Origin of the sequence: Paenibacillus sp. NPDC057886, from assembly GCF_042796655.1 — a bacterium.
Classification (GTDB): Bacteria; Bacillota; Bacilli; order Paenibacillales; family Paenibacillaceae; genus Paenibacillus.
In genome coordinates this window covers 416,482-441,732 of the sequence record NZ_JBHVMZ010000003.1, presented here as the reverse complement: position 1 = coordinate 441,732, position 25,251 = coordinate 416,482, and the positions used below count along the sequence as shown (strand labels likewise).

17 protein-coding genes and 1 pseudogene are annotated in these 25,251 nt (G+C 45.8%); 3 read left to right on the top strand and 15 right to left on the bottom strand.

Annotated elements, in window-relative coordinates; genetic code table 11:
- Positions 1 to 192 precede the first annotated feature (192 nt).
- From ACFVQB_RS12580 to ACFVQB_RS12565, 4 genes are all read right to left on the bottom strand, one after another.
- On the bottom strand, positions 193 to 876 hold the full coding sequence (locus ACFVQB_RS12580; protein ID WP_379439017.1) for a CpsD/CapB family tyrosine-protein kinase: 684 nt from the start codon (positions 874 to 876) through the stop codon (positions 193 to 195).
- A complete protein-coding gene (locus tag ACFVQB_RS12575) occupies positions 857 to 1,609 on the bottom strand; it encodes a YveK family protein (protein ID WP_379439014.1) in 753 nt (250 codons plus the stop codon). Before ACFVQB_RS12575 ends, ACFVQB_RS12580 begins: the two co-directional genes overlap by 20 nt.
- Positions 1,610 to 1,659: 50 nt before the next feature.
- Positions 1,660 to 2,418 carry a tyrosine-protein phosphatase gene (locus ACFVQB_RS12570; RefSeq protein ID WP_379439012.1) on the bottom strand — a complete coding sequence of 253 codons (759 nt, stop codon included), beginning with the start codon at positions 2,416 to 2,418 and terminating at the stop codon, positions 1,660 to 1,662.
- Positions 2,419 to 2,569: 151 nt separating this feature from the next.
- Positions 2,570 to 3,004 (bottom strand): hypothetical protein, encoded by a 435-nt coding sequence (locus tag ACFVQB_RS12565; RefSeq protein WP_379439009.1) that lies wholly within the window; start codon positions 3,002 to 3,004, stop codon positions 2,570 to 2,572.
- Positions 3,005 to 3,336: 332 nt separating this feature from the next.
- Here ACFVQB_RS12565 and ACFVQB_RS12560 point away from each other — a divergent pair, with 332 nt between their 5' ends.
- Complete coding sequence (locus ACFVQB_RS12560; protein ID WP_024632898.1) at positions 3,337 to 3,705, top strand: helix-turn-helix domain-containing protein; 369 nt, start codon at positions 3,337 to 3,339, stop codon at positions 3,703 to 3,705.
- A gap of 99 nt (positions 3,706 to 3,804) precedes the next feature.
- Here ACFVQB_RS12560 and ACFVQB_RS12555 read toward each other — a convergent pair whose 3' ends face one another.
- From ACFVQB_RS12555 to ACFVQB_RS12540, 4 genes are all read right to left on the bottom strand, one after another.
- Positions 3,805 to 3,960, bottom strand: coding sequence for a hypothetical protein (locus tag ACFVQB_RS12555; RefSeq protein WP_379439006.1), 156 nt, complete (start codon positions 3,958 to 3,960; stop codon positions 3,805 to 3,807).
- Between the two features lie 221 nt (positions 3,961 to 4,181).
- Positions 4,182 to 8,780, bottom strand: a complete 4,599-nt coding sequence (gltB, locus tag ACFVQB_RS12550) for a glutamate synthase large subunit (protein WP_379439003.1) — start codon at positions 8,778 to 8,780, stop codon at positions 4,182 to 4,184.
- A gap of 673 nt (positions 8,781 to 9,453) precedes the next feature.
- A complete protein-coding gene (locus ACFVQB_RS12545; RefSeq protein WP_379439000.1) occupies positions 9,454 to 11,736 on the bottom strand; it encodes a YhgE/Pip family protein in 2,283 nt (760 codons plus the stop codon).
- 208 nt (positions 11,737 to 11,944) lie between these two features.
- Positions 11,945 to 12,526 (bottom strand): TetR/AcrR family transcriptional regulator, encoded by a 582-nt coding sequence (locus ACFVQB_RS12540; RefSeq protein ID WP_379439736.1) that lies wholly within the window; start codon positions 12,524 to 12,526, stop codon positions 11,945 to 11,947.
- Positions 12,527 to 12,884: 358 nt separating this feature from the next.
- On the opposite strand from ACFVQB_RS12540, the gene ACFVQB_RS12535 reads away from it, so the two are divergent.
- Positions 12,885 to 14,105, top strand: a complete 1,221-nt coding sequence (locus tag ACFVQB_RS12535; RefSeq protein ID WP_379438997.1) for an MGDG synthase family glycosyltransferase — start codon at positions 12,885 to 12,887, stop codon at positions 14,103 to 14,105.
- Between the two features lie 277 nt (positions 14,106 to 14,382).
- On the opposite strand, the gene ACFVQB_RS12530 is transcribed toward ACFVQB_RS12535, so the two are convergent.
- Both ACFVQB_RS12530 and thpR read right to left on the bottom strand, forming a co-directional pair.
- Positions 14,383 to 15,240, bottom strand: a complete 858-nt coding sequence (locus ACFVQB_RS12530; RefSeq protein WP_379438994.1) for a cell wall hydrolase — start codon at positions 15,238 to 15,240, stop codon at positions 14,383 to 14,385.
- Between the two features lie 130 nt (positions 15,241 to 15,370).
- Complete coding sequence (thpR, locus tag ACFVQB_RS12525) at positions 15,371 to 15,973, bottom strand: RNA 2',3'-cyclic phosphodiesterase (RefSeq protein WP_379438991.1); 603 nt, start codon at positions 15,971 to 15,973, stop codon at positions 15,371 to 15,373.
- Positions 15,974 to 16,162: 189 nt separating this feature from the next.
- Here thpR and ACFVQB_RS12520 point away from each other — a divergent pair, with 189 nt between their 5' ends.
- The gene (locus ACFVQB_RS12520) at positions 16,163 to 17,119 is read left to right on the top strand and encodes a D-2-hydroxyacid dehydrogenase (protein ID WP_379438988.1); all 957 of its coding nucleotides are present in this window, start codon (positions 16,163 to 16,165) and stop codon (positions 17,117 to 17,119) included.
- Between the two features lie 136 nt (positions 17,120 to 17,255).
- On the opposite strand, the gene ACFVQB_RS12515 is transcribed toward ACFVQB_RS12520, so the two are convergent.
- The 5 genes and pseudogenes from ACFVQB_RS12515 to ACFVQB_RS34540 all read right to left on the bottom strand — a co-directional run.
- A complete protein-coding gene (locus ACFVQB_RS12515; RefSeq protein ID WP_379438985.1) occupies positions 17,256 to 18,233 on the bottom strand; it encodes a TRM11 family SAM-dependent methyltransferase in 978 nt (325 codons plus the stop codon).
- Positions 18,234 to 18,274: 41 nt separating this feature from the next.
- Complete coding sequence (locus ACFVQB_RS12510; RefSeq protein ID WP_379438982.1) at positions 18,275 to 19,987, bottom strand: methyl-accepting chemotaxis protein; 1,713 nt, start codon at positions 19,985 to 19,987, stop codon at positions 18,275 to 18,277.
- Between the two features lie 362 nt (positions 19,988 to 20,349).
- Positions 20,350 to 21,345: an LLM class flavin-dependent oxidoreductase gene (locus tag ACFVQB_RS12505; RefSeq protein ID WP_379438980.1), complete on the bottom strand. Its 996-nt coding sequence runs from the start codon at positions 21,343 to 21,345 to the stop codon at positions 20,350 to 20,352.
- 30 nt (positions 21,346 to 21,375) lie between these two features.
- Entirely contained in the window at positions 21,376 to 22,791 is a 1,416-nt protein-coding gene (locus ACFVQB_RS12500) for a deoxyguanosinetriphosphate triphosphohydrolase family protein (protein ID WP_379438976.1), read from the bottom strand.
- Between the two features lie 201 nt (positions 22,792 to 22,992).
- Positions 22,993 to 23,132, bottom strand: a pseudogene (locus ACFVQB_RS34540) (IS4 family transposase); the annotation flags it as partial.
- Positions 23,133 to 25,251 lie beyond the last annotated feature (2,119 nt).

Below are 25,251 nucleotides of genomic sequence, written 5' to 3'. Positions count from 1 at the left end.
GAAACCATGAAATAAATTGATGCAATTCTTACTTTTAATTTCATAAAAGGGCATCAAACCCATCCTCACGTCACACCCTTGACGATATACGTCTAAGGTACACTACCCACAGTGTGACCGAGTGCCTACCTTGATAAAGGTATAGTAGACATCACCTTGACAATATTCTCTTTAATTTAATGCGCACATTCGTTATGCATTTCCCCCATAATAAGAAGTCCGACTTTTAGGCAGCTGCACATTGTTCAAGACAGCTCCGAGAATACGCGCGTTCACATGTTCAAGATGGGCCTTTGCCTTTTTAACGAGATCCTTCTTCGCCTTGCCCGCGCTCACGACAAGAATGACACCATCACACAATGAACTAATAATTAAAGCATCCGTAACTGCCAGAACAGGAGGTGTATCAAATAAAATCACATCGTATTCTTCCTTCAAATCCTGGAGCAAAGCCGTCATTTTACGAGATCCAATCATCTCTGAAGGATTAGGAGGAATAGGGCCAGAAGACAGAACATGCAGCCCTTCCACTCCGGTTTCCCGAAGTACTTCCGTAACTTTATATTGGCTGGATAATACACTTGTCAGCCCCACATGGTTAGGAACATTAAACATGCGATGCACCGCAGGTTTACGTAAGTCCGTATCCATAAGCAGAACCTTTTTCCCCTCTTGCGCATAAGTAACTGCCAGATTGCCTATTGTTGTCGTTTTCCCTTCACCGGACAACGCCGAAGCAATCATGATGGTTTGGATCTGACTATCAATAGATGAGAACTGGATATTGGTTCTCAACTTTCGATACGCCTCAGATGAAGTAGACTTGGGATTAGCCATTGTTACTAGGCTCCCTTTATCATTGGTTAACCGTGGCATACTGGCCATCACCTACCTGTTTTTGAGATGTTGTTGACTGTTTGGAGAAACGCGCTTCTTCTTTTCTGATTCTAGAGATGACGGCAAGTGCAGGTATACCCAGTTCTTTTTCCAGTTCATCCTCTGTTTTCAAAGTATCGTCCAGGTATTCCAACAGGAATGCAAACCCTATAGCTAGCAGAAGTCCAACAAGGAAACTGATAAGGATGTTTAAAACGGGATTGACATTAATGGGTCTGGAGGAATCTGTAGGCTTGGCTTCACTCAGAATGGTTACGTTGTCAACTTTCATAATTACGGGGATTTGGGATTTAAACACTTTGGCAACCGCGTTTACCGTTTTCGCTGCTTTTTCAGAAGATAAACCAGTGGCGGTCAAACTCATAACCTGGGATTCGTTCGCAGTCGTTACCTGGATGATCTGTGCCAGTTGATTCCCGCTCATGCCTAGATCGGGATATGTAGCAGCAACTTTATCGAGGATTGCTGAAGATTTAATAATTTCGATATAGGAATTAATCACTTTAATATTGGTTTGAATTGAACTAATATCCAGGGTCGGTACACCTTGAGCATTATAAGCCTGGTTCACGATTAGTTTGGCGTTAGCCTCATAAACAGGAACAGTAAAAAAATAATTTTTAACACCTGCCCCTATACAAGCAACTGCAACAAAGGCAATGATGATCCAAATTCGTTTGCGCAAAATTTGCATATACTCTTTTAGCTCCATCTCGTATTCCTCCCATTTAAGTCAGCAAATTATGATGAAGATAGTGCTGGTTACCAGAACAACAATCTACGCTTCATAATTACGGGTTCTTCCGGCTCTATAATTTGATTGTTCCATACTGACCAAGCATTATTTTGCAAATTTTGAACCAGGTGACTTCCAAATCGGCGTTCAAGCAGGTGATATGCGGCTTTCATCGAGAACGTTCGTCTTTCCATATTATGGGCATCCGATGAAATGAAATGAAATCCGTTTTCTTTGCAAAAATGGAAACACCATTTCTGAACTTTTCGCCCGAAAAGTCCCATAACCGATTGAGCCGTAATTTGACATAGAGCACCTTGCCCAAGATATTCAACCAATAAATCGGGATTGTTCTGGATTGGACGATTTCGTTCGGGATGAGCAATAATAGGAATGATACCCGCCAACCTAAGTTCTTGGAGTATCCCGGGGAACTGCGAGGGGATATGACCAAAGGGCAATTCCAGCAACATGTATCGGCTCCCGGCGAGTGTGCAGCACTTTCCTGCGTATAAGTCTGCAATCAGGTTGTCATGCACCCTGATCTCCTGTCCGGGACGGATCTCCAAGCGAATGTTGCGTTTGCGAAGTTCTGCATGTAGCAGGTCCACTGCCTGATTGACCACGTTGGGTTTATTGTTGTACTGCCCGTTCAGGTGATGCGGAGTAGCAATGATGGAGGTAATTCCTGAGGCTGCCGCTTTCTCAGCCATCGCAATGGACTGTTCCATATGAACAGGGCCATCATCCAGACCGGATAAAATGTGGCAGTGCATTTCAACCATATCCAAACTTCCTCAATGTATGATCCCCCTCGCCTCTTTATTCAGTGCGCAAATGCTTTTGGTGTTAAAGAACTAATGCATAACGCTATGAAATATAGTAAAATGGCGTTAAGTACATGCTTGTTCAGAATATGTTTAGAATGTGTTCAACTCATATGGTAAAATCAATGTAATGATAGGTTTCCTGCAAATTAGGTTGTTCCGATGCCTTCTCATACTGGAACCGGGAAACGGTCGGAAACTGAACTTCTCGAATCATTGTATTTAACTGTCCAGTTATATATAGTGTCTGCTCTTGCTGAATATGCAAGTTTGAATGATACAATGTGAGCTCACCGAAGGGCTGTTTCCATTGCAACCTTGCGTGGAGTCTTACACATACATGGCTATCTTCTACATCCAAACCAATCAGCATCTCTGGTAATATTGGCAAGTCCAGGTCGCTCAGGAAGGTGATCGCTCGTGTGTCCATACCAAGCAACAGAACTGGGCGTCTTTTGCGGTCTACCCATTTGCCTTGAAACTCCTGAATGTACATATGGACATTTAATTTGAGATCCGCCCATTCCTGAATCATTGAATTCATGGCTTCATTCCTTTAGAATGGATTAGCTTGCAAGAGTTGCCTATACTCCTTCTCACAGGTATATTGGCTAGGCAACGTGGTCATACTTAAAATATCCCAAATGATACATTTTGTAACTCCATACGTTCAATTTACGATACAATTTGTATCATGTCAAGCAGTATTTGGACATGGTTCTTTTGATTTACGACAATATGAGATGTCCTTAGACAGACCTATATACAACTAGGACTAATAAGGCGTTACGATGATGCAGGAAAGCTGCCCTGATCAAACACTTGGCTCAGGATTGTTTCAATATATATTTGATGGCGTTCAGGGGGAAATAGCATATGAGCTACGGAAATCGCATTGCTGAATTAAGGGAACAGCGGGGACTTACTCAAGAAGAACTTGCGAGCTCCATTCATATTACGAGAGCTGCTCTCTCCCACTACGAGAAAAACCGACGTAAACCGGATTTCGAAGTGTTAACGAGACTTGCTGACATCTTTGGCGTATCCATTGATTATCTCATTGGACGGACGAAACAAAGTGATGTCGTGATGGATGAGGACGTAAGGGAATTCGTGGACGCCCTTGAATTATCGGATAAGGAAGTGCTGGAACGCTTCGGCCTGATGATTGATGGCAAACCCTTAACAGAAGAAGAGGCACGTCGTTTTATTGCTTTTGTCCGCATGGAACGCAGTATGGATTAAACCCGCAAAGAAGACCCAGTACCGAGAAATATCACTCTCCGGTTTCTGGGCTTTTTTATGTCTTGATTTCCCTCCATCTATTCTATGCTTATCGTGTTGTCAAGCCCGCTTGTTTTTGTCGGAGGATGCGAAATGGTTCCAACGCTCCGGGTCGATTCCGCATTGTAGTAAAACTTTCATGATGTCCATCTGGGTTGCTTCGACTGGTTTACCTTTCGGCTGACGATCGCCCCTGTTTGGATGCTTCATATTCATTCCGCTAACCTCTCTTATCTTTATACTTTCGCTGCACTCCAAAACTAGCCTTATTATACTTGAGAAAGTTCTTCAATGTTGTCGTCTCATGGCGATAGCGTTTTTTGTGCGGGTTCTAATTTTGTCGAATACCAAATAGGAGCTCTACGACGCCGCATTGGCCGCCATAAAGCTCCTATTATTCTTAATACAACCGGTTCATGCACTCGAACAGGAATGGATTAACCGCCTGTACGTGCAAGTTCACGCATGTTGGCTTCAAAAGCAGCCAGCAAAGCAGCCTCTCCGGTCAAGCCCGTTGCCTGAATCCGTTCAATCTGCTCGGTCATCCGTTTGAAGTCCTTCGGTATAACCCGAACAAATTGATCTACAGATTGCTGCCAGTTATCCAGAATGCGCTGACCAGCCGCACTGCCTGTATTCGCAACGTGGCGTTGAATCATACCCCGCAGATCTGCGCTCTCAGAAACATCTTCGATACGCTCCAAAAGTACCATTTCCAGATTACAACGTTTCAAGAATGTACCTTTCGGATCATAAACATAAGCAATACCTCCGGACATCCCGGCTGCAAAGTTACGTCCTGTATCACCCAAAACGACGACACGTCCACCTGTCATGTACTCACAACCATGGTCGCCTACACCTTCAACAACCACTTTGGCACCCGAGTTCCGTACAGCAAACCGCTCCCCGGCAATACCACGAATATAGGCTTCACCACTGGTTGCCCCGTATAGAGCGGTGTTACCAATGATGATGTTATCTTCGGCATCAAATGTGGCTTTTGGTGAAGGCATGACAATCAATTTACCTCCGGACAATCCTTTACCTACGTAGTCATTGGAATCCCCTTCAACAGTCAATGTCATACCTTTAGGTACAAAGGCCCCAAAGCTTTGCCCAGCAGAGCCGACAAATTTGAATTGAACCGTATCTTCTGGCAATCCTGCAATTCCATATTTGCGTGTGATTTCACTACCCAAAATGGTACCTACTGCACGGTTAACGTTGGTAATTGGAAGCACCGCTTCAACCGGTTGACCGGATTCGAGCGCAGGTTGAGCCAATGGTAGCAACTGCTGCATATCCAGCGTCTCTTCCAATTGGTGGTTCTGATGCTGTGTACGGTAACGTGCAGAGCCTTCCGGCATTTCAGGCACATGCAACAATACCGACAGATCCACACCTTTTTTCTTCCAGTGGTCTACAGCCTCTACCGTTTCGAGACAATCGGTACGGCCCACCATTTCCTGAATCGTACGGAAACCAAGATCAGCCATGATTTCACGAACATCTTCAGCAACAAAACGCATGAAGTTGACGACATGAGCAGGATCTCCCGTGTAATTTTTACGCAATTCCGGGTTTTGTGTCGCTACACCTACCGGACATGTATCCATCTGGCAGACACGCATCATGATACAGCCGAGTGCAACGAGTGGTGCTGTAGAGAATCCATACTCCTCAGCTCCCAGCAAAGCAGCGATGACCAAGTCACGACCATTCAGCATTTTGCCGTCTGTTTCCAGTACGACACGGTCACGCAGATTGTTCAGCATCAACGTCTGATGTGTCTCTGCAAGACCCAGCTCCCAAGGCATTCCCGCGTGACGAATCGAGCCTTGCGGGGATGCACCTGTACCACCGTCATAACCGCTGACGAGGATAATATCGGCACGACCTTTGGCTACGCCAGCCGCAATCGTTCCAACCCCGACTTCGGATACCAATTTAACGTTGATCTCTGCACGTGGATTGGCATTTTTCAAGTCATAGATCAACTCAGCCAGATCCTCAATCGAGTAGATATCATGGTGTGGTGGCGGAGAGATCAGACCTACACCCGGTGTTGATCCACGAACCTCAGCAACCCAAGGGTATACCTTACGTCCAGGCAGCTGTCCACCTTCACCCGGTTTTGCTCCCTGTGCCATCTTGATTTGAATCTCGTCGGCATTGACCAGATAGTTGGATGTTACACCAAAACGTCCGGATGCAACCTGTTTAATCGCACTGCGACGAGAATCGCCGTTGCTATCTTTAATGAAGCGAGCCGGATCTTCCCCGCCCTCACCTGTATTGGATTTACCACCAACACGGTTCATCGCAATAGCGAGATCTTCGTGTGCCTCTTTACTGATTGAACCGAAGGACATTGCCCCTGTTTTGAAACGGCGCATAATATCTTCAACGGATTCTACTTCTTCCAAAGGAATCGCAGGACCGACCGGTTTCAGTTTCAGCATGGAGCGAATGGTGAGCAACTGATCATTTTCGCCTTGCACGAGTTTGGAATACTTTTTATACAGTTTGTAATCTCCAGTACGCACTGCATGTTGCAGCGTATGGATTGTTTGTGGATTGAACAAATGCTCTTCTCCGTCGTTACGCCATTGGTATTCACCGCCGGAGTCCAACACTTTGTCATTGCCATCTTTGTCCGTAAATGCACGGTTGTGATGAGTCAATGCTTCGGCAGCCACTTCTTCCAGACCAATCCCGCCAATTCGGGAAGGTGTCCAGGTAAAGTAACGGTCAACGAAGTCTGATTTCAGACCCACTGCTTCGAAGATTTGAGCCCCGCGATAAGACTGAATCGTCGAGATTCCCATTTTGGACAATATTTTAATAACGCCCTTGGTAGCGGCTTTGATATAGTTCTTCACGGCTTTCTCATGCGAGATGCCACGCAGCAGCCCTTGCTGAATCATGTCATCCAACGTTTCAAACGCCAGATACGGATTCACTGCACTTACGCCGTAACCAAGCAACAAGGCATAGTGATGAATATCACGCGGCTCTGCCGATTCCAGCATAATGCTGACCTTGGTTCTGGTTCCCTGACGGATCAGATGGTGATGCAGACCTGCTACCGCCAGCAATGCAGGAATAGCTGCATTCTCAGCATCCACGCCACGGTCGGACAGAATCAGAATGTTATGACCTTTGTCAATGACACGGTCTGCAGCTTCGAATAGCAGTTCCATCGCTTTGCGGAGTCCTTCTGCGCCCTCTTTCGCTGTAAAGAAGATCGGGATCGTCATCGAACGGAAGCCCGGACGACGAATGTGGCGAATCTTCGCGAAGTCCTCATTGGACAATACCGGTGTATCCAGACGAATCTGGCGACAGCTCTCCGGTTCAGGGTTCAACAGGTTACGCTCAGGTCCGATCGTTGTTGCCGTAGACGTTACAATCTCTTCACGAATGGCATCGATCGGTGGATTGGTAACTTGTGCAAACATCTGCTTAAAATAGTTGTACAGACGCTGCGGACGATCCGACAGAACCGCCAGCGGTGCATCATAACCCATGGAGCCTGTAGCTTCCATCCCTGTTGAAGCCATTGGCTCTAACACTTTGCGCAATTCTTCAAATGTATATCCATAGGCCAGCTGAAGCTGGGTCACGTTATCATGTTTTGGATCAGGCAATTCAGGTGCATCCGGCAGCTCATTCAGATCCATCAGATGCTCATCGAGCCAATCCTGATACGGATTCTCGGCCGCAATGAGAGCTTTTACTTCCTCATCCGCGATGATCCGTCCTTGTTGTGTATCAACAAGCAGCATACGTCCTGGACGCAGACGATCTTTATAGAGAATTTCTTCAGGAGCGATATCAAGTACTCCAACCTCGGAGGACAAAATAATGCGGTCGTCTTTCGTTACGTAGTAACGTGCAGGACGCAGACCATTCCGGTCAAGTGTTGCACCAATCTGCAAACCGTCTGTAAAGGCCATCGCTGCCGGTCCATCCCAAGGCTCCATCATCGTGCTGTGGTATTCATAGAATGCCTTTTTGGCAGGGTCCATTCCCTCATCTGTACTCCAAGGCTCAGGAACCATCATCATCGCCACGTGTGGCAATGAACGGCCGCTCAGATACAGGAACTCCAGTGTGTTATCAAACATCGCTGTATCCGAACCATCCGGATTGATAACCGGTTTCACTTTCGAGATGTCGTTACCGAACAATTCACTCTCAAACAGCGACTGCCGGGCATGCATCCAGTTCACGTTACCACGCATCGTATTGATCTCACCGTTGTGGATCATGAAGCGATACGGGTGGGCACGTTCCCAGCTTGGGAATGTATTCGTACTGAATCGGGAGTGAACAAGCGCGATCGCTGATTCCACGAGATCTTCCTGAAGATCCAGATAGAACTGTCCCACTTGTTCAGTTGTCAGCATGCCTTTGTAAACGATTTTGCGACAGGACAAGCTTGGCAGGTAGAATGAACCACCTTCTGCTTCATCCGCCGAATAACGAATAGCCAGCTCAGCACGTCTGCGAATGACGTACAGCTTCCGCTCAAATCCAAGTTCATCCTTAACTTCTGCCGATCTTCCAATGAACACCTGACGTACATAAGGCTTCGCTGCAAGCGCAGAACGTCCCAGCATCTCATCAAACGTAGGCACATCCCGGAAACCCAGGAATGACTGGCCTTCTTCTTCAATGATCTTCTTTAGGCTCTCTTCATGCGCGCTGCGAGTGGCCGGGTCCTGCGAAAGGAACAGCATCCCTACGCCATAGAAGCCCTGTTCAGGCAATGCAAAACCAAGACGGTCCGCTTCCTGTGCAAAATAGCGATGTGGAATCTGGATCAGGATACCGGCTCCGTCACCGGAATTCGGCTCACTGCCCTGTCCTCCGCGGTGTTCCATGTTACTGAGCATGGTCAGTGCCTGACTAACGATATCGTGTGAAGGTACTCCTTTGATGTTGGCAACAAAACCCATTCCGCATGCGTCTTTTTCGAACTGCGGGTCGTACAGACCCTGTTTAGGAGGTAATCCGATGTGTCTCATGGAACGCAACCTTTCTATAATGAAGTATTTCGGAAAGATCAAGAACATAGGCAACAAGCAACAATGAAACGGGAGGAGCGGGCATTTTCGATATGAATAATCGCCTGCTGGATGAACGAGGGCGACAGCAATAAGGGCTGTCAATCATATAAGTGCTGCTATTGCGGCAGAGGCCATCCATGAGAAGCTGGTCCGGATCATCCGGCAAACAGCTTGGTATAACAACACGCAACCGCTGGCACGGCCGCTGATATGGAGCGACGTTTTTTGATATAGTTCTATTATTTTAACACCGACCTAACATCAGCGCAATTTAAACTTTTTAATACCTCTGATAAGAAATGATTTGCAGTACAGCTTTAGTGTAATGACGTTAAAATTCATCTCTTTTTCGAATAATTATACACATTTTATGTCAGAGTACAACTAATTTTAATTGCTGACAAAAGAAAATCATTCCATATGTGGCCTGCGTTTATCCATAGTTGGGCCAATTTCTCATGCCATATTCCAGCGAATATCTGCATCCCTATGCATTTGTATACAAAAAGAGCCTGCAACCCATTTCCGGGTCACAGACTCTTTGCACTATTTGACTACTATATTGCATAATTTTGATACTTGAGTTCAAAGTTTATTTTCAGTATTCTGTCCTATTCCGGTGTAATTCGGCTTACGCCGTCACCACTTGACCCGATTCAGCCACTTCGACTTCTTTTTTGCGACGTCTGCCGTTCCAAAGGAAGAAAGCCAATGTCAGCAGCACGGATGCACCTGCATAGATTGCCAGAATACCGACCTGATGCCACATCACATCGAAATTGCCACTGGATACAACTGCTTTGAAGCCCATGATGCTGTGCGTCATTGGCAGCCAAGGGCTAAATGCCTGAAGCCACGACGGAATCAGCTCTACCGGGAAGGTTCCCGCACTGGCTGCAAGTTGGAAGACCAATAACAGGATGACAACATAACGTCCTGGCAAGTCAAGCCAAGTTACGAGGGCTTGAACAATAAACATAAAGGTCAGTCCCGTAAAGATCGTGAACAGATAGAACAGCGGTACGCTGTGTGTTTCCAGTCCAAGACCGTACAGCATGAAGCTTGCCACGATTACGGATTGAATAATGCTCACAAAGCCGAATACGAGTGTACGGCTGACAAAACGGTTCCAACCCGTTGCGCCTGGTACAGAAGTTTCCCGCATTTTCAAAACAATCGTTGAAATCAATGATCCAACAAACAAACCGATGGACAGGAAGAACGGCGTCAACCCTGTACCGTAATTGCTCACGTTCTCTGTTGTGTTCTCGGACGTATTCACAGGTTCAGCGAACATATTCACCACATCGTCCGTTTTCTTGACTTCTGACGTTTTCTGAGCCGCATCATTCAGCTTGGTAGCCAGTTCGCTCGAACCGTCTTTCAGCTCAGTTAAACCGTCTGCCAGCTTGCCTGCACCGTCACCGAGTTGTTTGGAGCCGTCCGTGAGTGAACTCACGCCACCGCTCAGTTTACCTACACCCGTTTGCAGGGCTGTGGTTCCTGAGCCCAGTTGCTTGGCTCCATCTGCCAGCAATGTACCACCACTTGCAGCTTCGCCCAACTTGCCGCTAAACTGCTTCAGACCATCGGAGAGCTTCGCTCCTCCTTGGCTAAGCTGTCCAGCTCCCGCCAGCAATTGCTGCTGACCATCCACCAACTGGTTCGCACCCGTCAGAAGCTGCTCTTGGCCACCATGCAGCTCGGACGCACCTGCTGCCAGTTGCTGATTGCCCTGGTGCAGCTGATCTGCCCCCTGTGCGAGCTTCTGTTCGCTCTCATGCAGTTGCTTACTGCCTTCAGCAACTGCTGCACTGGCTGCCAGCAGCTTCTGTATGTCTTCACTGGCTGCCAGTTCCGGGTTGGATGCAGCTAGCTGCTTCAACCCATCTGCAACGCCCTGGGCACCATCAGCAACCTTGCTGCTGCCGTCTACTGCCGATTGCAGGCCAGTAGCCAATGTGCCGCTGCCTTGCTCTGCGCTTTGCAGACCCTCGGACAGCTTCGCACTGCCCTGCTCAGACGATTGCAGACCTGCTTGCAGCTTGCCTGCTCCGTCCACGGAAGACTTCAGTCCAGTTTCCAGCTTGGCACTGCCGTCCTTCAACTGGTCTGCACCGCTCTGAAGCTGGCTTGTCGCCGCTGCTTGTAACTGCTGCAAACCAGATACCAGATTCGATGTACCACTTTCAAGTTTGGTTGCACCCGTGTGCAGTGCATTGACACCATCACTTAATGGAGACAAGCCATCCTGAAGCTCCAATGTACCCGATGCCAGCTTCTCCAGATTATCCTTGAGCTTCACAGCTCCATCATCCAGCTTGCCTGCGCCTGTATTCAAGTCTCCTGCGCCGTCGCCAGCTTCAGCCAATCCGTCCGATACTTCGGAAAACTTGTCGAGCAGTGTCTCCGCATAGGATTCCGTTACTTTGGCCGAAACCTTAGCTTTCAGATCCTTGATGGCCGTCTTGCCAATCTGCGCACCCACGAAGCTGTAATTGCCATTCGGTTCGTAGATCAGATCAGCCGGCTCTGGCTTGTCATCAAGCAACGTGGTTGCCTGGGATGAAAAGTTTTCCGGAATAGTAATTTGCATATAATACTTGTCATTTTCCATGCCTTCTTTGGCTTGGCTGGCACTGACAAAGTCCCATTTAAAATCTGCATTCTTCTTCAGTTCATCGACGAGGTCACTACCGACATGCAATGATTTGCCTTCCAGCTCTGCACCTTTATCAAGGTTAACAACCGCAACCGGCATTTCATCGACATGACCATATGGGTCCCAGTAGGCCACCAAATAGATACCACTATATAGAATCGGTATAAACAAAATTGCAATAACGGGGATCAACACCTTCGGGTTTCTCACGGCCGATCCCACATCCTTGAAAAACACAGATAAAGATTTCATGTCATTTTCTCCCCTTGTTCTCTCTGCTATTTAAAGCAGAATAACCATAATGAAATTAATTTGATGCCTTCCGGAAAATTTACCGAAATACGAAGTGACTATTTTCCTCAAACGGTCACTTTAGAGCAAAAAAACAAACCTGTCTCACGACAAGCCTCACTGCCTTCAATCGTATGACTAACCCATATTATAGTAGAATAAATTCGGGTTACGTTGCAGCAGCAATTCCTTCCATTAAGAAAAGGCGAAAGTAATTCTTGATTTCCTCTTTGCTCAGCGGCTCGTGTTGCTTGCTCCAATCTGAGGTGAGGGCAATGTACAAACGAATCATCATAAAGGCTACTACCTGTGGATCACAATCACGAATCTCTCCGTTGCTTCTTGCCTTCTCAAGCTCCCGAGCCAGAAAATCGGAGATGACTTTCTCCACTTTCTCCAAACCTTCCTTGGCCTGAAGAGTTCCAAAATCCTTAAGCTCCTGGGACAATTTAACCAGCAAATCGTGATCACGGCGAAACTCCAGCAATGAATCAAGCACACGAAACAGATTATCAAAAAAAGCACTTTCCTGATGAACTTCACGATGAGCAATGTTCTTCATTTCCTGGATTACTTCCACCAAAATCTGATCAAACAATTGTTCCTTATTCGTAAAGAACGTGTAGATCGTTCCCTTGCCAACATTCGCAATCTTCGCTACCTGATCCATCGTGGTTGCCTTGTATCCAAACATGGCAAAAGACTGCGAGGCTGCATGAATGACCTGCTGTCTCCTGTCAATCGGAGCCATCATATCCCTCCTCATTTTCGTTGATCGTCCTCATTAAAATGACCATAAATACAATTCGGTCATTCGGTCAAAACCAAGGTTACCACTCTCATCATCAGATTGCAACCCTAACATTAAAAATTTGTGTTAATTTTTTTTAACCGAAATGCAGTGGAAACTGCTTCAATCGTCGTCTATAGTGTATGATGACTCCAACAACACGGATAAAGACGAAGTTTCGATGTATCAGAACATTAACTATAGTGTAAATATGTAACGAATGAACATGATTTTCCGCTTCGCTGTATATTCATGTAGTAATGCAACGTGCGGTATGACTGTGAATGTTAAATTTAAATTGATGAATAAAGGTGAACTCATGCGAAAACCAAGAGTGCTCTTGTTATCCGAAGGTTTCGGCACCGGTCACACCCAGGCCGCCCATGCGCTCGCAAGCGGCATTAAGAAAGTCAGTCCACATGTGCATAGTCGGGTCATTGAGCTCGGCAAATTTTTAAATCCAACCATGGCTCCGCTTATTCTGTCCGCATACCGCAAGACACTAACCGTTCAGCCCAAGTTGGTCAGTCTGCTGTATCGGACGCAATACAACAAATCACTAAACGGATTCACCAAGCTGGCCTTGCACCGGATTTTCTATACACAGACGGCTCAAGTTGTATCCCAATTGAAACCCGATGCCGTGATCTGTACCCATCCATTTCCGAATGCGGTCATCTCACGACTGAAACGTCAGGGACTTAATATTCCACTATATACGCTCGTTACAGACTACGACGTACATGCAACGTGGATTAATCCCGAGGTCAACAAATACTTGGTATCCACACCACAGGTAAAGGCTCTGCTTGAGATCAGGGGTGTTGAGCCCTCTCGCATCCAAATCACTGGCATTCCTGTACATCCTGACTTCTGGGAAGCAGGAGACAAGGTTAGCCTCAGACAGGAAATGGGGCTTCAGAACATGCCCACTGCTCTGCTGATGGGTGGCGGATGGGGACTTTCCTTTGATGAAGAGCATATGAAGGCCCTCACGTCATGGGCGGATCGAGTACAACTGCTGTTCTGTCTGGGAAGCAATGAGAAAATGATTGCCAAGTTGAAGGAAATGTCCTGCTTCCAGCATCCGAACATACGCATTCTCGGGTATACCCGCGAGGTCAGCAAACTGATGGACGTATCCGATGTGCTGATTACGAAGCCAGGTGGCATGACTTGTACAGAAGCATTGGCTAAAGGCTTGCCGATGTTATTCGTACCTCCATTGCCGGGACAGGAAGAAGAAAACTGTGAATATTTTGTACAAGCCGGATACGGTCAGGTCATTCACTCTGCTGACGTTATTGACAATCGCTTCAGGCATTTATGTGAGCAAATCTATGCACCACGTCAAGCTGAAAGCCAGCTGAAATCAGTTCATAAACAAGGGAGCAGAAACACCTATGATCCAACGTGTTGTGCCCAGGCTGTCCATGATTTATTGTTCCCGGCTACAGCGGAAGTCACATCCGCGCCCAAAGAGCGCTTCACAGCCGGAATTGGGGCAACTTCGCTGTCAGGTACCCGAATCCCATTCTAGCAGCTCTATGACCCCCTCTAGTCGTCCTACGAGGGCGTTTCATCTCTTAAGGACATGCATAAAGAAGGTTCCCCTCCATTGATTCGGAAGGGAACCTTCTTTTATTTCATTCATATCTCCGTATGATTTGCTGCAAAAAAGGGTAATTTAAATAACAAACTCTCATCACCAATTAATTTAAAAACGACGAAATAAAACTGCATTACAGGGCTTTTCAAGGTCTATGTAGCCAATACATAGTTAACTACCCTGCCTGTTTGCAGAATTTACAGGTCAATTACTTGTAAAAAGTATGATGCCCGATCGTTTTCACTTTTTTCTGGGAGCGAGCCACTGTCAGATCATCTGCAAGCGTCAATGACAAGAAATAATACGTATCATCGGCGACTTCCTTTTTCCCATTCAACGCTGCATTAACAGCCTTGACGCTGTCCTCATTGGGAGTAACACGTTTCAAGCGCCCGTTCGCTACAGGACTGAATTGAGATTTCTGGTAGATTACTTTGTAAATGGTATCGGGAAAATTGGCTGACCGCAGCCGGTTTAAGACAACATTGGCAACTGCCACTTTGCCTTCGTACGGTTCACCTTCCGCCTCTGCCATGACGATTTTTTGCAGCAGGAGCAGCTCTTTATCGGACACACTGTATGACCAGGTTGCAAGTTTCGAGTCTTCCTGGTTCAGGAGTTTGGTCCGTGTAAAGTAAAGTTTTTGGGGGGGAGTCGTAATTGCAGCTACCGCTTTGGCATGCTCTACCTTGGCCAATTTCAGAGCAGCCTCTTTCTTCGCTTTGGCCGCTGCTGCAGCTCGGGCCGCATGTTTAGCCTTGGCTTCTTTTTGTTCCTGCTCTTCCTGGGCAGCCGTCAGCCAGTTCTTGGCCGGGAGCGAATTGGTCCAGTTATCAGTCTGAATGGACGCATCAGTAGATAGACTTGTCCCGTCTTCCATCATTCGCCTGTCTCCGCTAAAAGAATTTTCGCTATTTTCTGCAGAAGCCGCTAGTTCGGTCATCTGTTTGCTATCACTTGCCTCATTCCATTTTCCAGTCGCCTGAACGACGTTAGCCCCCACTATACATACAAGCAGCACAGATAACATCGGTGCCACCCAACGATTCTTGCTTATAATATCCATTCGAAGATTCCTCCTGTCGAAACAATTCCCTAATCTAAGTAACCACAAAAAAAGAATTTGAATAACGATGGCTAATATTACATAGGGAATAACGTAATGTCAATGTGATTTTATGTCATATCAATGAGTTTCAGGAAAAAGAAAACGTATCCACGACCTCATACATCGGCGCCTGACCTGGCTGTGTCACATAAAGCACAAAATCTTGCACTATCCAAGAATTAACACCTAAAAATTGTCCTGGAAGCACTTCAAATATTCCTTTATCTTCATTTCCTGGGTCCCGACCCAGAAATTTACGTGCGATCGTAATATGAGGAGAATAAGGTCTTAATTCAGCCTCAAATCCAAGGGAAGAGGTTGCTTCCACGAGCCGTTTTTGCAGAAAATGTAGTTGATCCGTTTCTCCTTCAACACCTTTCCACAGTACCTTTGGTGCCTCTTCCAAACCGAACGTTCCCCATCCGGATAATTGCAGTTCAAAAGGCTGGAATCCGAACGTTGCCGAGCGCAGCGCTTTCCGAAGTTGTCCAATGTCACTAACAAGGGTATCCCCCAGAAATTGCAATGTAATATGATAATCTCTATAATCGGTCCATTTGCGAAAATCAAGCTTTCCTTGCGCCTGTTCCGCAGACATCTGAAGTGAATTCTGAATATGTGCCGGCACCCGAAGTGCAGTAAATAGTCGTTCCCGTCGGGATGGAAGATCCGTATATGAATAGTTATTCATGGTACACACCTCTTCTAAAGTTCGTTTTATTATTTCACAATCGCCTCTAAGGTTTCAAGTTGGTTAAGTATAGAGTGACACAATTTTTGGGATTTGCACATGAGGCTGTATTCCTGCCTTTTACGCACATCGCCATCTTTTCTGCTACACTAATACCACAACTTAATTGTATTCAGGAGGCCACTAACTATGGGTAAAATTGTATGTTTTCCATCCTTGTCGACAAAGCAGCAGCAACGCATTCTGGATGCAGCACCAGGTTATACACTTACGGTTGGCAAAGCCAAGGAGATTGACGCATCGGAGTTAAAAGAAGCCGAAATCATCGTAGGCTGGTCTCCTCTGGTAACCGAGCATGCACTAAAAGAAAACAGTCCTCTGAAATGGGTTCAGGTCTGGTCCGCAGGTGTGGACAACCTTCCTTTCTCAAATTTGGAACAAAAAAGCATATTAGTAACCAGTGCTAATGGCGTACACGCCATTCCCATTACTGAAATTATTCTGGGTATGATGTTGTCCCACAGCCGCTGGCTCAGACAAGCGATGCTGCACCAGCAGCAGGCGGAGTGGAAATCACCAGGTAAACCGCTTCCCGAATTGCATGGCAAAACAGCGGTTATCGTCGGCGTCGGAGAGATTGGATCAGAAACTGCGCGCATTCTCAAAGCACTGGGCATGAACGTCATTGGGGTTCGGCGCTCCGGAAAAGACGTTCCAAATGTAGACCAAATGTACAATATGTCCGGCCTGCATGAAGCACTGGGGCAAGGCGATTACATTATCAATATTTTGCCACTCACAGATGAAACCCATCATATCTATAATCAAACTGCATTTGAGCATTTCAAATCCGGTTCCTGTTTCGTTAACGTGGGACGTGGCCCAAGCGTGAATACGGAAGCTCTGCTGGATGCACTGGACAGTGGACAAGTTGCCTTTGCTGCACTTGACGTATTCGAGGAGGAGCCACTCCCTGCCGATCATCCACTGTGGGGTAAGGAGAACGTCCTGATTACGCCGCACATCGCTGGCAGTACAGAGCAATACACCGAACGGGCCCTTGATATTTTTGTACAAAATTTGGAAGCCTATATTGCCGGGGAAACCCTTCCGCTCAATCTGGTGAATTATAGTCATAAATACTAAAAATGCTTGATGTCCCTATGTGAAATTGTACAAATCCATGTGTCGTAGTTTCCCTACGAAAATCAAAAACCTCCATACCGGAAAATGGATTTTTTCCGGTATGGAGGTTTTTTCTGTTATTTTCAGTACAGTCGTTCTAGGTGCATAGCCAAATGTGACGTATAAACGTGCCTTTGCTCACCGTCCGATACTGATCGATGTTCCATCCGGCATCCAGAATGTGCCCCTCCACCCATTCGGTGGAAACGATAACTGCCCGTCCTGCAAGTCTCTTCAAACTGGCCAACATGGCAAGTTGTTCCTCATCCGGAAGAACAGAACAGAGATTATATGGCATGTCCAGAATGGCTGCATCGTAGAAACCTTCCAGATCATTCATATCGCCGAGGGTAATTCTGGCTGGATCATACCCATAATGAGGAAGATTCATGCGCGAACCCTGTACCGCCAAAGGGTTCAAATCATTTCCTTTTGCCTCAATGCCCATCGACAACGCCTCAATGACAACGGTTCCCATTCCGCAGCACGGATCGAGCAACTGATGTCCCTGCACTTGCGGAATAGCAATATTGACCAACGCTCTGGCTAACGTAACACCAAGGCCTGTGGAGTAATTTTGCGGCTTCTGATGATGGGTTTGCCACGAGCGATCGGCTTCTGTCCATTGACCGAAGAGCCATTTACCATTCACATGCATTAGTCCAAAAGTCACGTCAGGCTGTTTCATCATAGCTTTGCCTTGAATGCACATGCCCAGCTCTTTTTCCAGCAGACGGGAATGCGCATAATCCGGCATATCATCTCCCTCTTTCAAGCAGACAACCTTGAACGTTTCACCAGATGACAGGTCGATTTGTGAAGCGGCAGGTTTTAGACCTGCTACTGTATCCGCTTCGGCCATCACATCCAGTCTGCCCCGGACAAACGGGCTTCTACCTGGTGGGATGCATAGATTGGAGCGAACATAGGCGTGGTCGTCTGAACCAATATCTGTGCCAGGAACGAGCATCGTTCCCAACTCCAGTTCACATAGAGCACGTTCATTATCATGGCAAGCGAAGGTATATACGTAACTTCCAACAACTGAATCTTTGATGTTTGTAGAGCTCAACATGGTAGCCGTCCTTCATGTTTCTTCTATTATAAGAAGAGGTTTTATATTTTTAATTTTTCAATGGAGGCAAGCAGATCTTCGGACAGGTCTTTCAAGGTTTGAATATTGCCGCTAATCGTTTCCATTGAACTCACCTGTTCCTCGGCCGACGCTGACACTTCCTCAACACTGGCCGCTGATTCTTCGGATACTGCCGAAATTTGTTGACTGAAATCATTCATACGTCCGCTCGCTTCCTGCATGCCTTCCAGTCCATCCGTCATTGTACCAATGACCTGTACCATACCCTCTACCGACTCACTAATGGTACGGAACAGATTGCCGGAATTACGTACTTGCTGCTGCCCGCGCTCTGTCTCCAGTACACCTGTTCGCAATTCCTCAACAACACCCTGGGAATCCTTCTGAATATCCTCCGTAATGAGGGTAATCTCTTCCACAGAAGTCCGAACGGCTTCGGACAACTTTCGCACTTCTGCTGCAACAACTGCAAATCCGAGTCCGCTCTCTCCTGCACGGGCAGCTTCAATGGAAGCATTCAATGCGAGCAGATTGGTCTGGCGCGCAATGTCATGAATGACTTGAACCAACTGCGATATGTCTTCGTTTTTGCGATCCAGCTGTTCCATCTTGTTCATGGAAGATGAAACTGCGCCAGCAATCTGCTGCATCTGATTCACGGATTGCTCCATGGATTCGCGACCGGTCAGCCCTTGTTTCAGAATGAGGTCCGACATCAGCCGAAGCTGGTTTCCCTGCTCCGAATGTTGCTGAATATGTGCGTTCAATCCCTCGACAGTACGGGCAGATTCAACAGCCGTTTCCGCCTGACTCTCTGCCGCTTTTGCGGACTCTTCCATCGTTATGGCAATTTGGCGACTGCCGATCTTAACCTCTTCAGAGGAAATGGCCAATTCGCTGCTTTGGCGGTTGACGGCTTCAGCGATTCGTCTGACATTCAGTACCATGGAGGTCAGATTACCTTTCATGTCATTCACGGCTTTGGCAAGAACACCAACTTCGTCTTCATGTTTGGTATGTATGTCCTGGACATTCAATTGACCTTCCGCAATCAGTTTCACCGCACTAATCACCCGAAGCAGCGGTTTAACGACTTGTGAACGGATGATCGGGATCGCAATCGCCGTAATGATAATCATCACGAGAACACCAATGACAATAATGATTCGGCCATCCTGTACGGATCTGATCGTCTGAGCCGCTGAGAGATCGGACTGCTCCTGATTGTAGTCCACCAGATAGTCCAGATGGACTTGCATGGCATCGAAGGAGGCGGCCCCTTTTTCGGATACTTCCTTAGCCAGTTGCTCCTGACCTTCGTCACTCAGCTTGATGGATTGCGTGTTAATCTTGAGGTAAGCTTCCCACGTTGTCTTTAACGCTTCCCAATGTTCTTTTTCTTCAGCCATCTTCTCCTGCTGATCATATATTTTAATAGCCTGAGCCGTTTCGCGAATGTATTTAGTGCGCTCTTCAGCGAGGTCCGCTTTGGCCCCTGCCTGTGCATCATAATGGCGATAGCTCAATGACAAAATATGTTCTGTTGTATAATTCAAACGGTTAATCTGCTGGATGGAGGGCATCCAGTTATTGGTGATCATATTCGTGTTTTTTTCCATCGAGTTCATTTGTGTAACAATCGTGACACTAAGAAGAATTAAACAGAGGATTAATAGATAGAACGCGATGCTGATACGCAGACCGATACTCTTGATCCTGAATCTGCTGAACATATGATTTCCCCCTTGTGCCCATCTTCGGCCACTTCCGTATTTTAGGTGCTTTTGTCGTTGTTTTACCCTTCTTTTGGCATCTTGCAAAATACTCTTTTCTATATTATATCTATAGGAAAAGAGACGTAAAGTATTATAACATTCTTTTGTTTTAGTCATGCTTTATTTTGTAAAATCTTGTGATTATTTCACATCACCTGTTGAACGGAATCGAATGATGTAAAATTCAGGCTAAAATGAAGCAAAAAAGAGCTGCAGCATACGGCAAATATCCGATCTGCAGCTCTTACGATTTGACTCCATGCAGATGGCGGGTATGGAACCCGCCATTCTTAGTATCATAACGGCTAAAAGCCGTACTCTTATGCGTTCACCAGTAACTTGTATGAGGCCAACCTTCGCTCGTAATCCGGTCCAGTTGTCACTACAAGCAGTCGATCCGTATTCAGCCTTTGGCACACCTGCTGCAGCTGATTCCAGACCTGTTCAGGTGTACCGGCATAATGCCGTTGTACTTCATTCTCATTGGCATCGGTCCTGTCGTTGGTGCTGGTACTTGTGCTGACATTGTCAGACTGCGCTGAAATTTCTTTTCCAACGGTTCTGCGTCTCTCCGTCATTTCGCGGCTCCAGGACAACGCTTCTTCCTGCGTCTCAGCGCACAGCACACTGACAGCAACCATAACCTCCGGCTCTTTCCTATTGGCGCTGGGGATAAAGCCCTCCCGATAACGCCGCACAGCCTCCGTACCATCCGCATCACTCATGAATTGTCCGAATACATACCCCATACCAAATCGGGCGGCAAACTCAGCACTCTTCACGTTGGTACCCAGCATCCATAAGGATAATGGAAGCTCCGGAATCGGACGGGCCGTCACTGGATGTTCTTCATAGGAATAACGGTCTTCCAGAAGTTCAGTCAGTGCAGCGAGCGATTCAGGCAACTTGGACACATGTTGCAAGTAATTGCCACTCAAGGCCATCGTTGCATGGGGACCGCCCCCAGGAGCACGTCCCAAGCCTAACTCAATGCGCCCCGGGTAGAGCGCCGCCAACAGTCGGAACGACTCCGCTACCTTAAGCGGGCTATAATGTGGTAACAGTACGGCACCGGAGCCAAGCTGGATCGTGTTCGTTCGCGCGCCAATATGGGCAAGCAATACTTCCGGTGATGCTGATGCAAGTTCGTCCATGTCATGGTGCTCAGACGTCCAGTACCTTGAATAGCCCCATGCTTCAGCATGCTGCGCAAGTGTAACGGATTGTTGCAGCGCCTGTTCTGCTGTGGCGCCGTTCAACCTTGGAACAAGGTCAAGTACGCCCAGATTGTATTTTCCACTGATGTTCGCACCCAAGCGTCTCATCTCCCTTCGTCTCGCTTATCTCTAATCCAGATCGTAGATGGAACCGACCTTGAGACCGTATAGTTCATTGTATATTTTCTCGGCAAAAGCATCCGTCATCCCGGCTATATAATCGATCACCATGTGCTCCCAAGTCCAGATCGGATTCTCCTTCGCCTGATCCTTCTCATAGCGTTGCAGCCAATCGGACGGAATAATGGATTTGGACGTTTCCGGGTCAAGGAAAGCATCCCACAGACGCTTAATCATCCATTCACTGCGCTTTTGCAACCTCTGCACACGTAGGTCACGAATCATGGTCACCCAGGCAAAACTCTTGAGCACACTCACCGTACGCAGCATATCGAGATCCTCGGCACCTTCACGGACAAACGTCACCTTTTTCCAGTCTCCATTATCAATAACTCCCAGGCTAGCGACAAAAAGGCTGACCCAGTAAGCCTTGACCTCACGGCGGGTGCGTGAGTAATCATGCTCGCAGAACGGCATCTTTTCATTCCAGATGCGCAGGAACGAAGCGAGGACTTCTTCAACTTTTTTGCCAATCGCTTCCCTTGTCCATCCGTTCCAGAACAGATCCTCCAGCGTGGTAATCTTATCCACAATCAGTCGATTGATATGCGGATCTTGCAGGAAATGCTCGTGTACTTCGATTTTGCCTGCCTTGATGCCATCTTCCAGATCATGTGCAGAATACGCAATATCGTCGCAGAGGTCCATCAGCTGCGCTTCAAGCGTCTTTTTGCCAGCAGGGATGTCCCAACGATTGCGAATCTCGCGGATATACTGCCATTCATGATGATACATGCCTTTCTTGCTCTCCGTGCCAGGATAAGGGTACTTGTTGATGCCCAGCAGCACCGCGTCGGACAGGTTCAGCCCATCAATATCTTCCCGTTTTTCCAGAAACATAATGAGACGGAAGTTATGCGCATTGCCTTCAAAATGCTCATATTTCCGCTTCAGCTCTGCACGAATCTCCGGTTCCGGTTGGGGTGATTTGGCCCCGCGATTTTTCTTCATGATTTTCTTGACCTCTGTGTTGATGAGATCATCGAGGATGCCATCCAGCACCTCTTCCCCTTTATGCCCAAAAGGCGGGTGACCGAAATCATGCGCAATCGCGGCACACTCCACCACTTCCGAATCAATAATCAGTCCGGGGCTGTCCGCCTGGTTCAACTCCACCTCCGGGTAGCGACGCAGCAAGCTTCTTGCCGCTTCTCGCGCAATCTGCGCCACCTCCAGAGAGTGAGTCAATCGTGTGCGATAATAATCGCCCGTTCCTGCACCAAACACCTGCGATTTGCCTTGCAGCCGACGAAAAGTCGGTGAATGTATCAGTCTGGAATAGTCGCGCTCATAGGCTGCACGAGCTCCATCCAGTTTCGTTAGTTCAGGATATTGTCTATGTTCTCTCAGATCGTTCCATTGCATGTTTTGATCACTCCTAGCCGACTGTCTCTATTTTGAGTGATTATACACATATTCTGCAGTTTCGAAAAGCAAAACCTGTCTGCGATTGTCATCTCTTCTCACATCAACTTGTGATGCACAGTCGTCTTCTCTTATTATACCCTGCCAGACTATTATCCGTGCACCTAAATGATAATGATAATATTATTCAATATTCAGCGTCCAGTTCTGTCCCTCAAAGACCAGAGAGAATACAATTCTAAAAATCGCTAAAATCGAAAGCCAAACGATTTGGAATGCTTGAGGGCTTTCCCGATGTGAAGCGTAGGAAAAAGTTTAGAAAAACGAGGTTGTTTGGACAGGCATGGTTGCTCAACACTTCCATGAACCAAACAAGCGGGGTGTTTTTTTGTCAATAGGAGTAACTGTATTGAATTCTTACTTACGCCTTTAAGGGTTTAAGTCAACATTCTAGGTGCGAAAGTTGAGTAAATAAGTACAACGTATTCCATTGATTAAATTCTCTTAAAAAAAGTTCGGTAAAGTATCCCTCAAAGAATGAGAAATCTACTTTACCGAACATTTAATTCTAAGTCCCGACATACTCACATTACTTTTGATGATTGAAATTTTGCGAGATTCAAGTTATGAAGAATGGTTGTTTTTTTTTCTCTCGCTAGCTGATTGTAACTTATTCCTAAAAATAACCATGTAGTCAAGTAGGAAAATTCCGGGACGGATATCATTAAGGATACATAAATGATTAGCAAAGAAATTTTAAGACCATCATTAAAATAGTTTCTCTTTAATTTAAACATTGGATATAAGAAAAATATGCTAAAGAAAATAAATCCAATAATACCGCTATTAACCAATAACGTAGAGAAAAAATCGGTTGAGCGAACATATCCAAATCCAACCCCGAACAATTTATTAAAAAATGGCATATGGGAAAAATATTCTAGATGCGTGAACATAGAAGAGGATCTTTGAATTCCAGAGTGGGAATCTATCTTATTAAATAGTAAGAATTCAAGAACAGATGCAACTCTTTTATAATTTAGGATAACTAGAATTGTGGAGAAATATATGAGTATTTGACAATACCTATCTCTTAAATGATAGCGCAAAACTCTATACATGAAATAAATTAATATTCCTAAAAATGCAGTAGAAGAGGTAGATAAAATTAATGCTATTAGCATGGGAATGTGGAATAAAGGTTTGCGTAAATGTATTGCGAATATCCAGAGAGGTAATACAGTTAGCGCGAAAGCGCTTGGCTCTCCTGTTAGACTCTTCATTCTGAGTGTATCTATTCCAAAAGCATCAGTTCTCTGACTCATGCTCCCCAATCTAGGATCACCGTTAATATCTAAAGCAAATACTCTGTTACTTAAAAAGTCTCCAGTTGTTCCAAATAGTAAATAATAAATCCATTCGTAAAACCCATATATAAGAAATATAGAAGTACCTATGAATATGTACTTATTCCACTCTTTCTTGTAAAAATACTTAGTGTAAAAGCAAATTATTGAAGCAGCAATAAGATAAATGGATTGAGTAAATAAGCTAGATCTTAAAAAAACATGTCCATTTTCGTTAACTAATATAACATTGTGCACGAAATCGTAGTCATATCCATCATTCATTTTGAATAAGACAGTTAATTGTGCTAAACCGTTAAATAGCGTTAACACGTAAACGAAAATAATTAAGTCTCTATAAAAATAATTAGTTACCTGTTTAACATTGTTTTTAAATTTTATACTAATAGCAAATAAAAGCACAAAAACAACTGATAACAAGGATAAAAGTAGCCCGGGCGTTGTTCCTGGATTTGAAGGCATTAAAACCCAAGAATTTATAGGTAAAACAATGGCCCATATTTTAAAATAATTATCAAAAGGTTTAGGTGAGGATAATGCTTTAATATACTTTCACCTCTCAATATCGCTTTTGATACAAATTGTATCACGGTGAATAGTTTGTATCAATGCAAAAGTAATTTCAGTAAAAAATAGTTTCATTCATTTTTTTTGAAAATTACATCTGGAGGAACCACTATCTATAACAAATGGCTACCTCATAGCCTCATTTTTTTATCACGAATTGTAAAATTAGGTGCGACAGTTCCTCTATGAAAGTTTCGTGAGCGGTTTTCCAACCTAAAAATTTCGAGGTCTGTGATTAATGAGATGAAGGTGGCCACGGTTTCTAACGGTTTTTGTCGCTTGCCATTGTGATCTTTCTGTCATTGGAATGTCAAGAAAATGAATCAGCTTTTTTATCGATATGTTTCAACCCCAACAGAATTAACACATCTATCCTTACAATAAAAAAAACCGACAGGACGGAAACACCCTGTCGGAGTGGAGATGGTGGGTGCAAGGGTTAGGACGTTGCAGGTTTCAGAAGAAATCAACCGTACCTTGAACCCTTACGTTGCTTAAAATGTTGTAACCCTGCTTTCTTGTTACA

Coding starts and splice junctions, on each gene's coding strand:
- ACFVQB_RS12555 (WP_379439006.1), bottom strand. CDS start 3,960: ATGAATATGAAGCATCCAAACAGGGGCGATCGTCAGCCGAAAGGTAAA.
- thpR (WP_379438991.1), bottom strand. CDS start 15,973: ATGAATAACTATTCATATACGGATCTTCCATCCCGACGGGAACGACTA.
- ACFVQB_RS12565 (WP_379439009.1), bottom strand. CDS start 3,004: ATGAATTCAATGATTCAGGAATGGGCGGATCTCAAATTAAATGTCCAT.
- ACFVQB_RS12580 (WP_379439017.1), bottom strand. CDS start 876: ATGCCACGGTTAACCAATGATAAAGGGAGCCTAGTAACAATGGCTAAT.
- ACFVQB_RS12540 (WP_379439736.1), bottom strand. CDS start 12,526: ATGGCTCCGATTGACAGGAGACAGCAGGTCATTCATGCAGCCTCGCAG.
- ACFVQB_RS12520 (WP_379438988.1), top strand. CDS start 16,163: ATGGGTAAAATTGTATGTTTTCCATCCTTGTCGACAAAGCAGCAGCAA.
- ACFVQB_RS12500 (WP_379438976.1), bottom strand. CDS start 22,791: ATGCAATGGAACGATCTGAGAGAACATAGACAATATCCTGAACTAACG.
- ACFVQB_RS12535 (WP_379438997.1), top strand. CDS start 12,885: ATGCGAAAACCAAGAGTGCTCTTGTTATCCGAAGGTTTCGGCACCGGT.
- ACFVQB_RS12545 (WP_379439000.1), bottom strand. CDS start 11,736: ATGAAATCTTTATCTGTGTTTTTCAAGGATGTGGGATCGGCCGTGAGA.
- ACFVQB_RS12575 (WP_379439014.1), bottom strand. CDS start 1,609: ATGGAGCTAAAAGAGTATATGCAAATTTTGCGCAAACGAATTTGGATC.
- ACFVQB_RS12530 (WP_379438994.1), bottom strand. CDS start 15,240: ATGGATATTATAAGCAAGAATCGTTGGGTGGCACCGATGTTATCTGTG.
- ACFVQB_RS12510 (WP_379438982.1), bottom strand. CDS start 19,987: ATGTTCAGCAGATTCAGGATCAAGAGTATCGGTCTGCGTATCAGCATC.
- gltB (WP_379439003.1), bottom strand. CDS start 8,780: ATGAGACACATCGGATTACCTCCTAAACAGGGTCTGTACGACCCGCAG.
- ACFVQB_RS12560 (WP_024632898.1), top strand. CDS start 3,337: ATGAGCTACGGAAATCGCATTGCTGAATTAAGGGAACAGCGGGGACTT.
- ACFVQB_RS12515 (WP_379438985.1), bottom strand. CDS start 18,233: ATGTTGAGCTCTACAAACATCAAAGATTCAGTTGTTGGAAGTTACGTA.
- ACFVQB_RS12570 (WP_379439012.1), bottom strand. CDS start 2,418: ATGGTTGAAATGCACTGCCACATTTTATCCGGTCTGGATGATGGCCCT.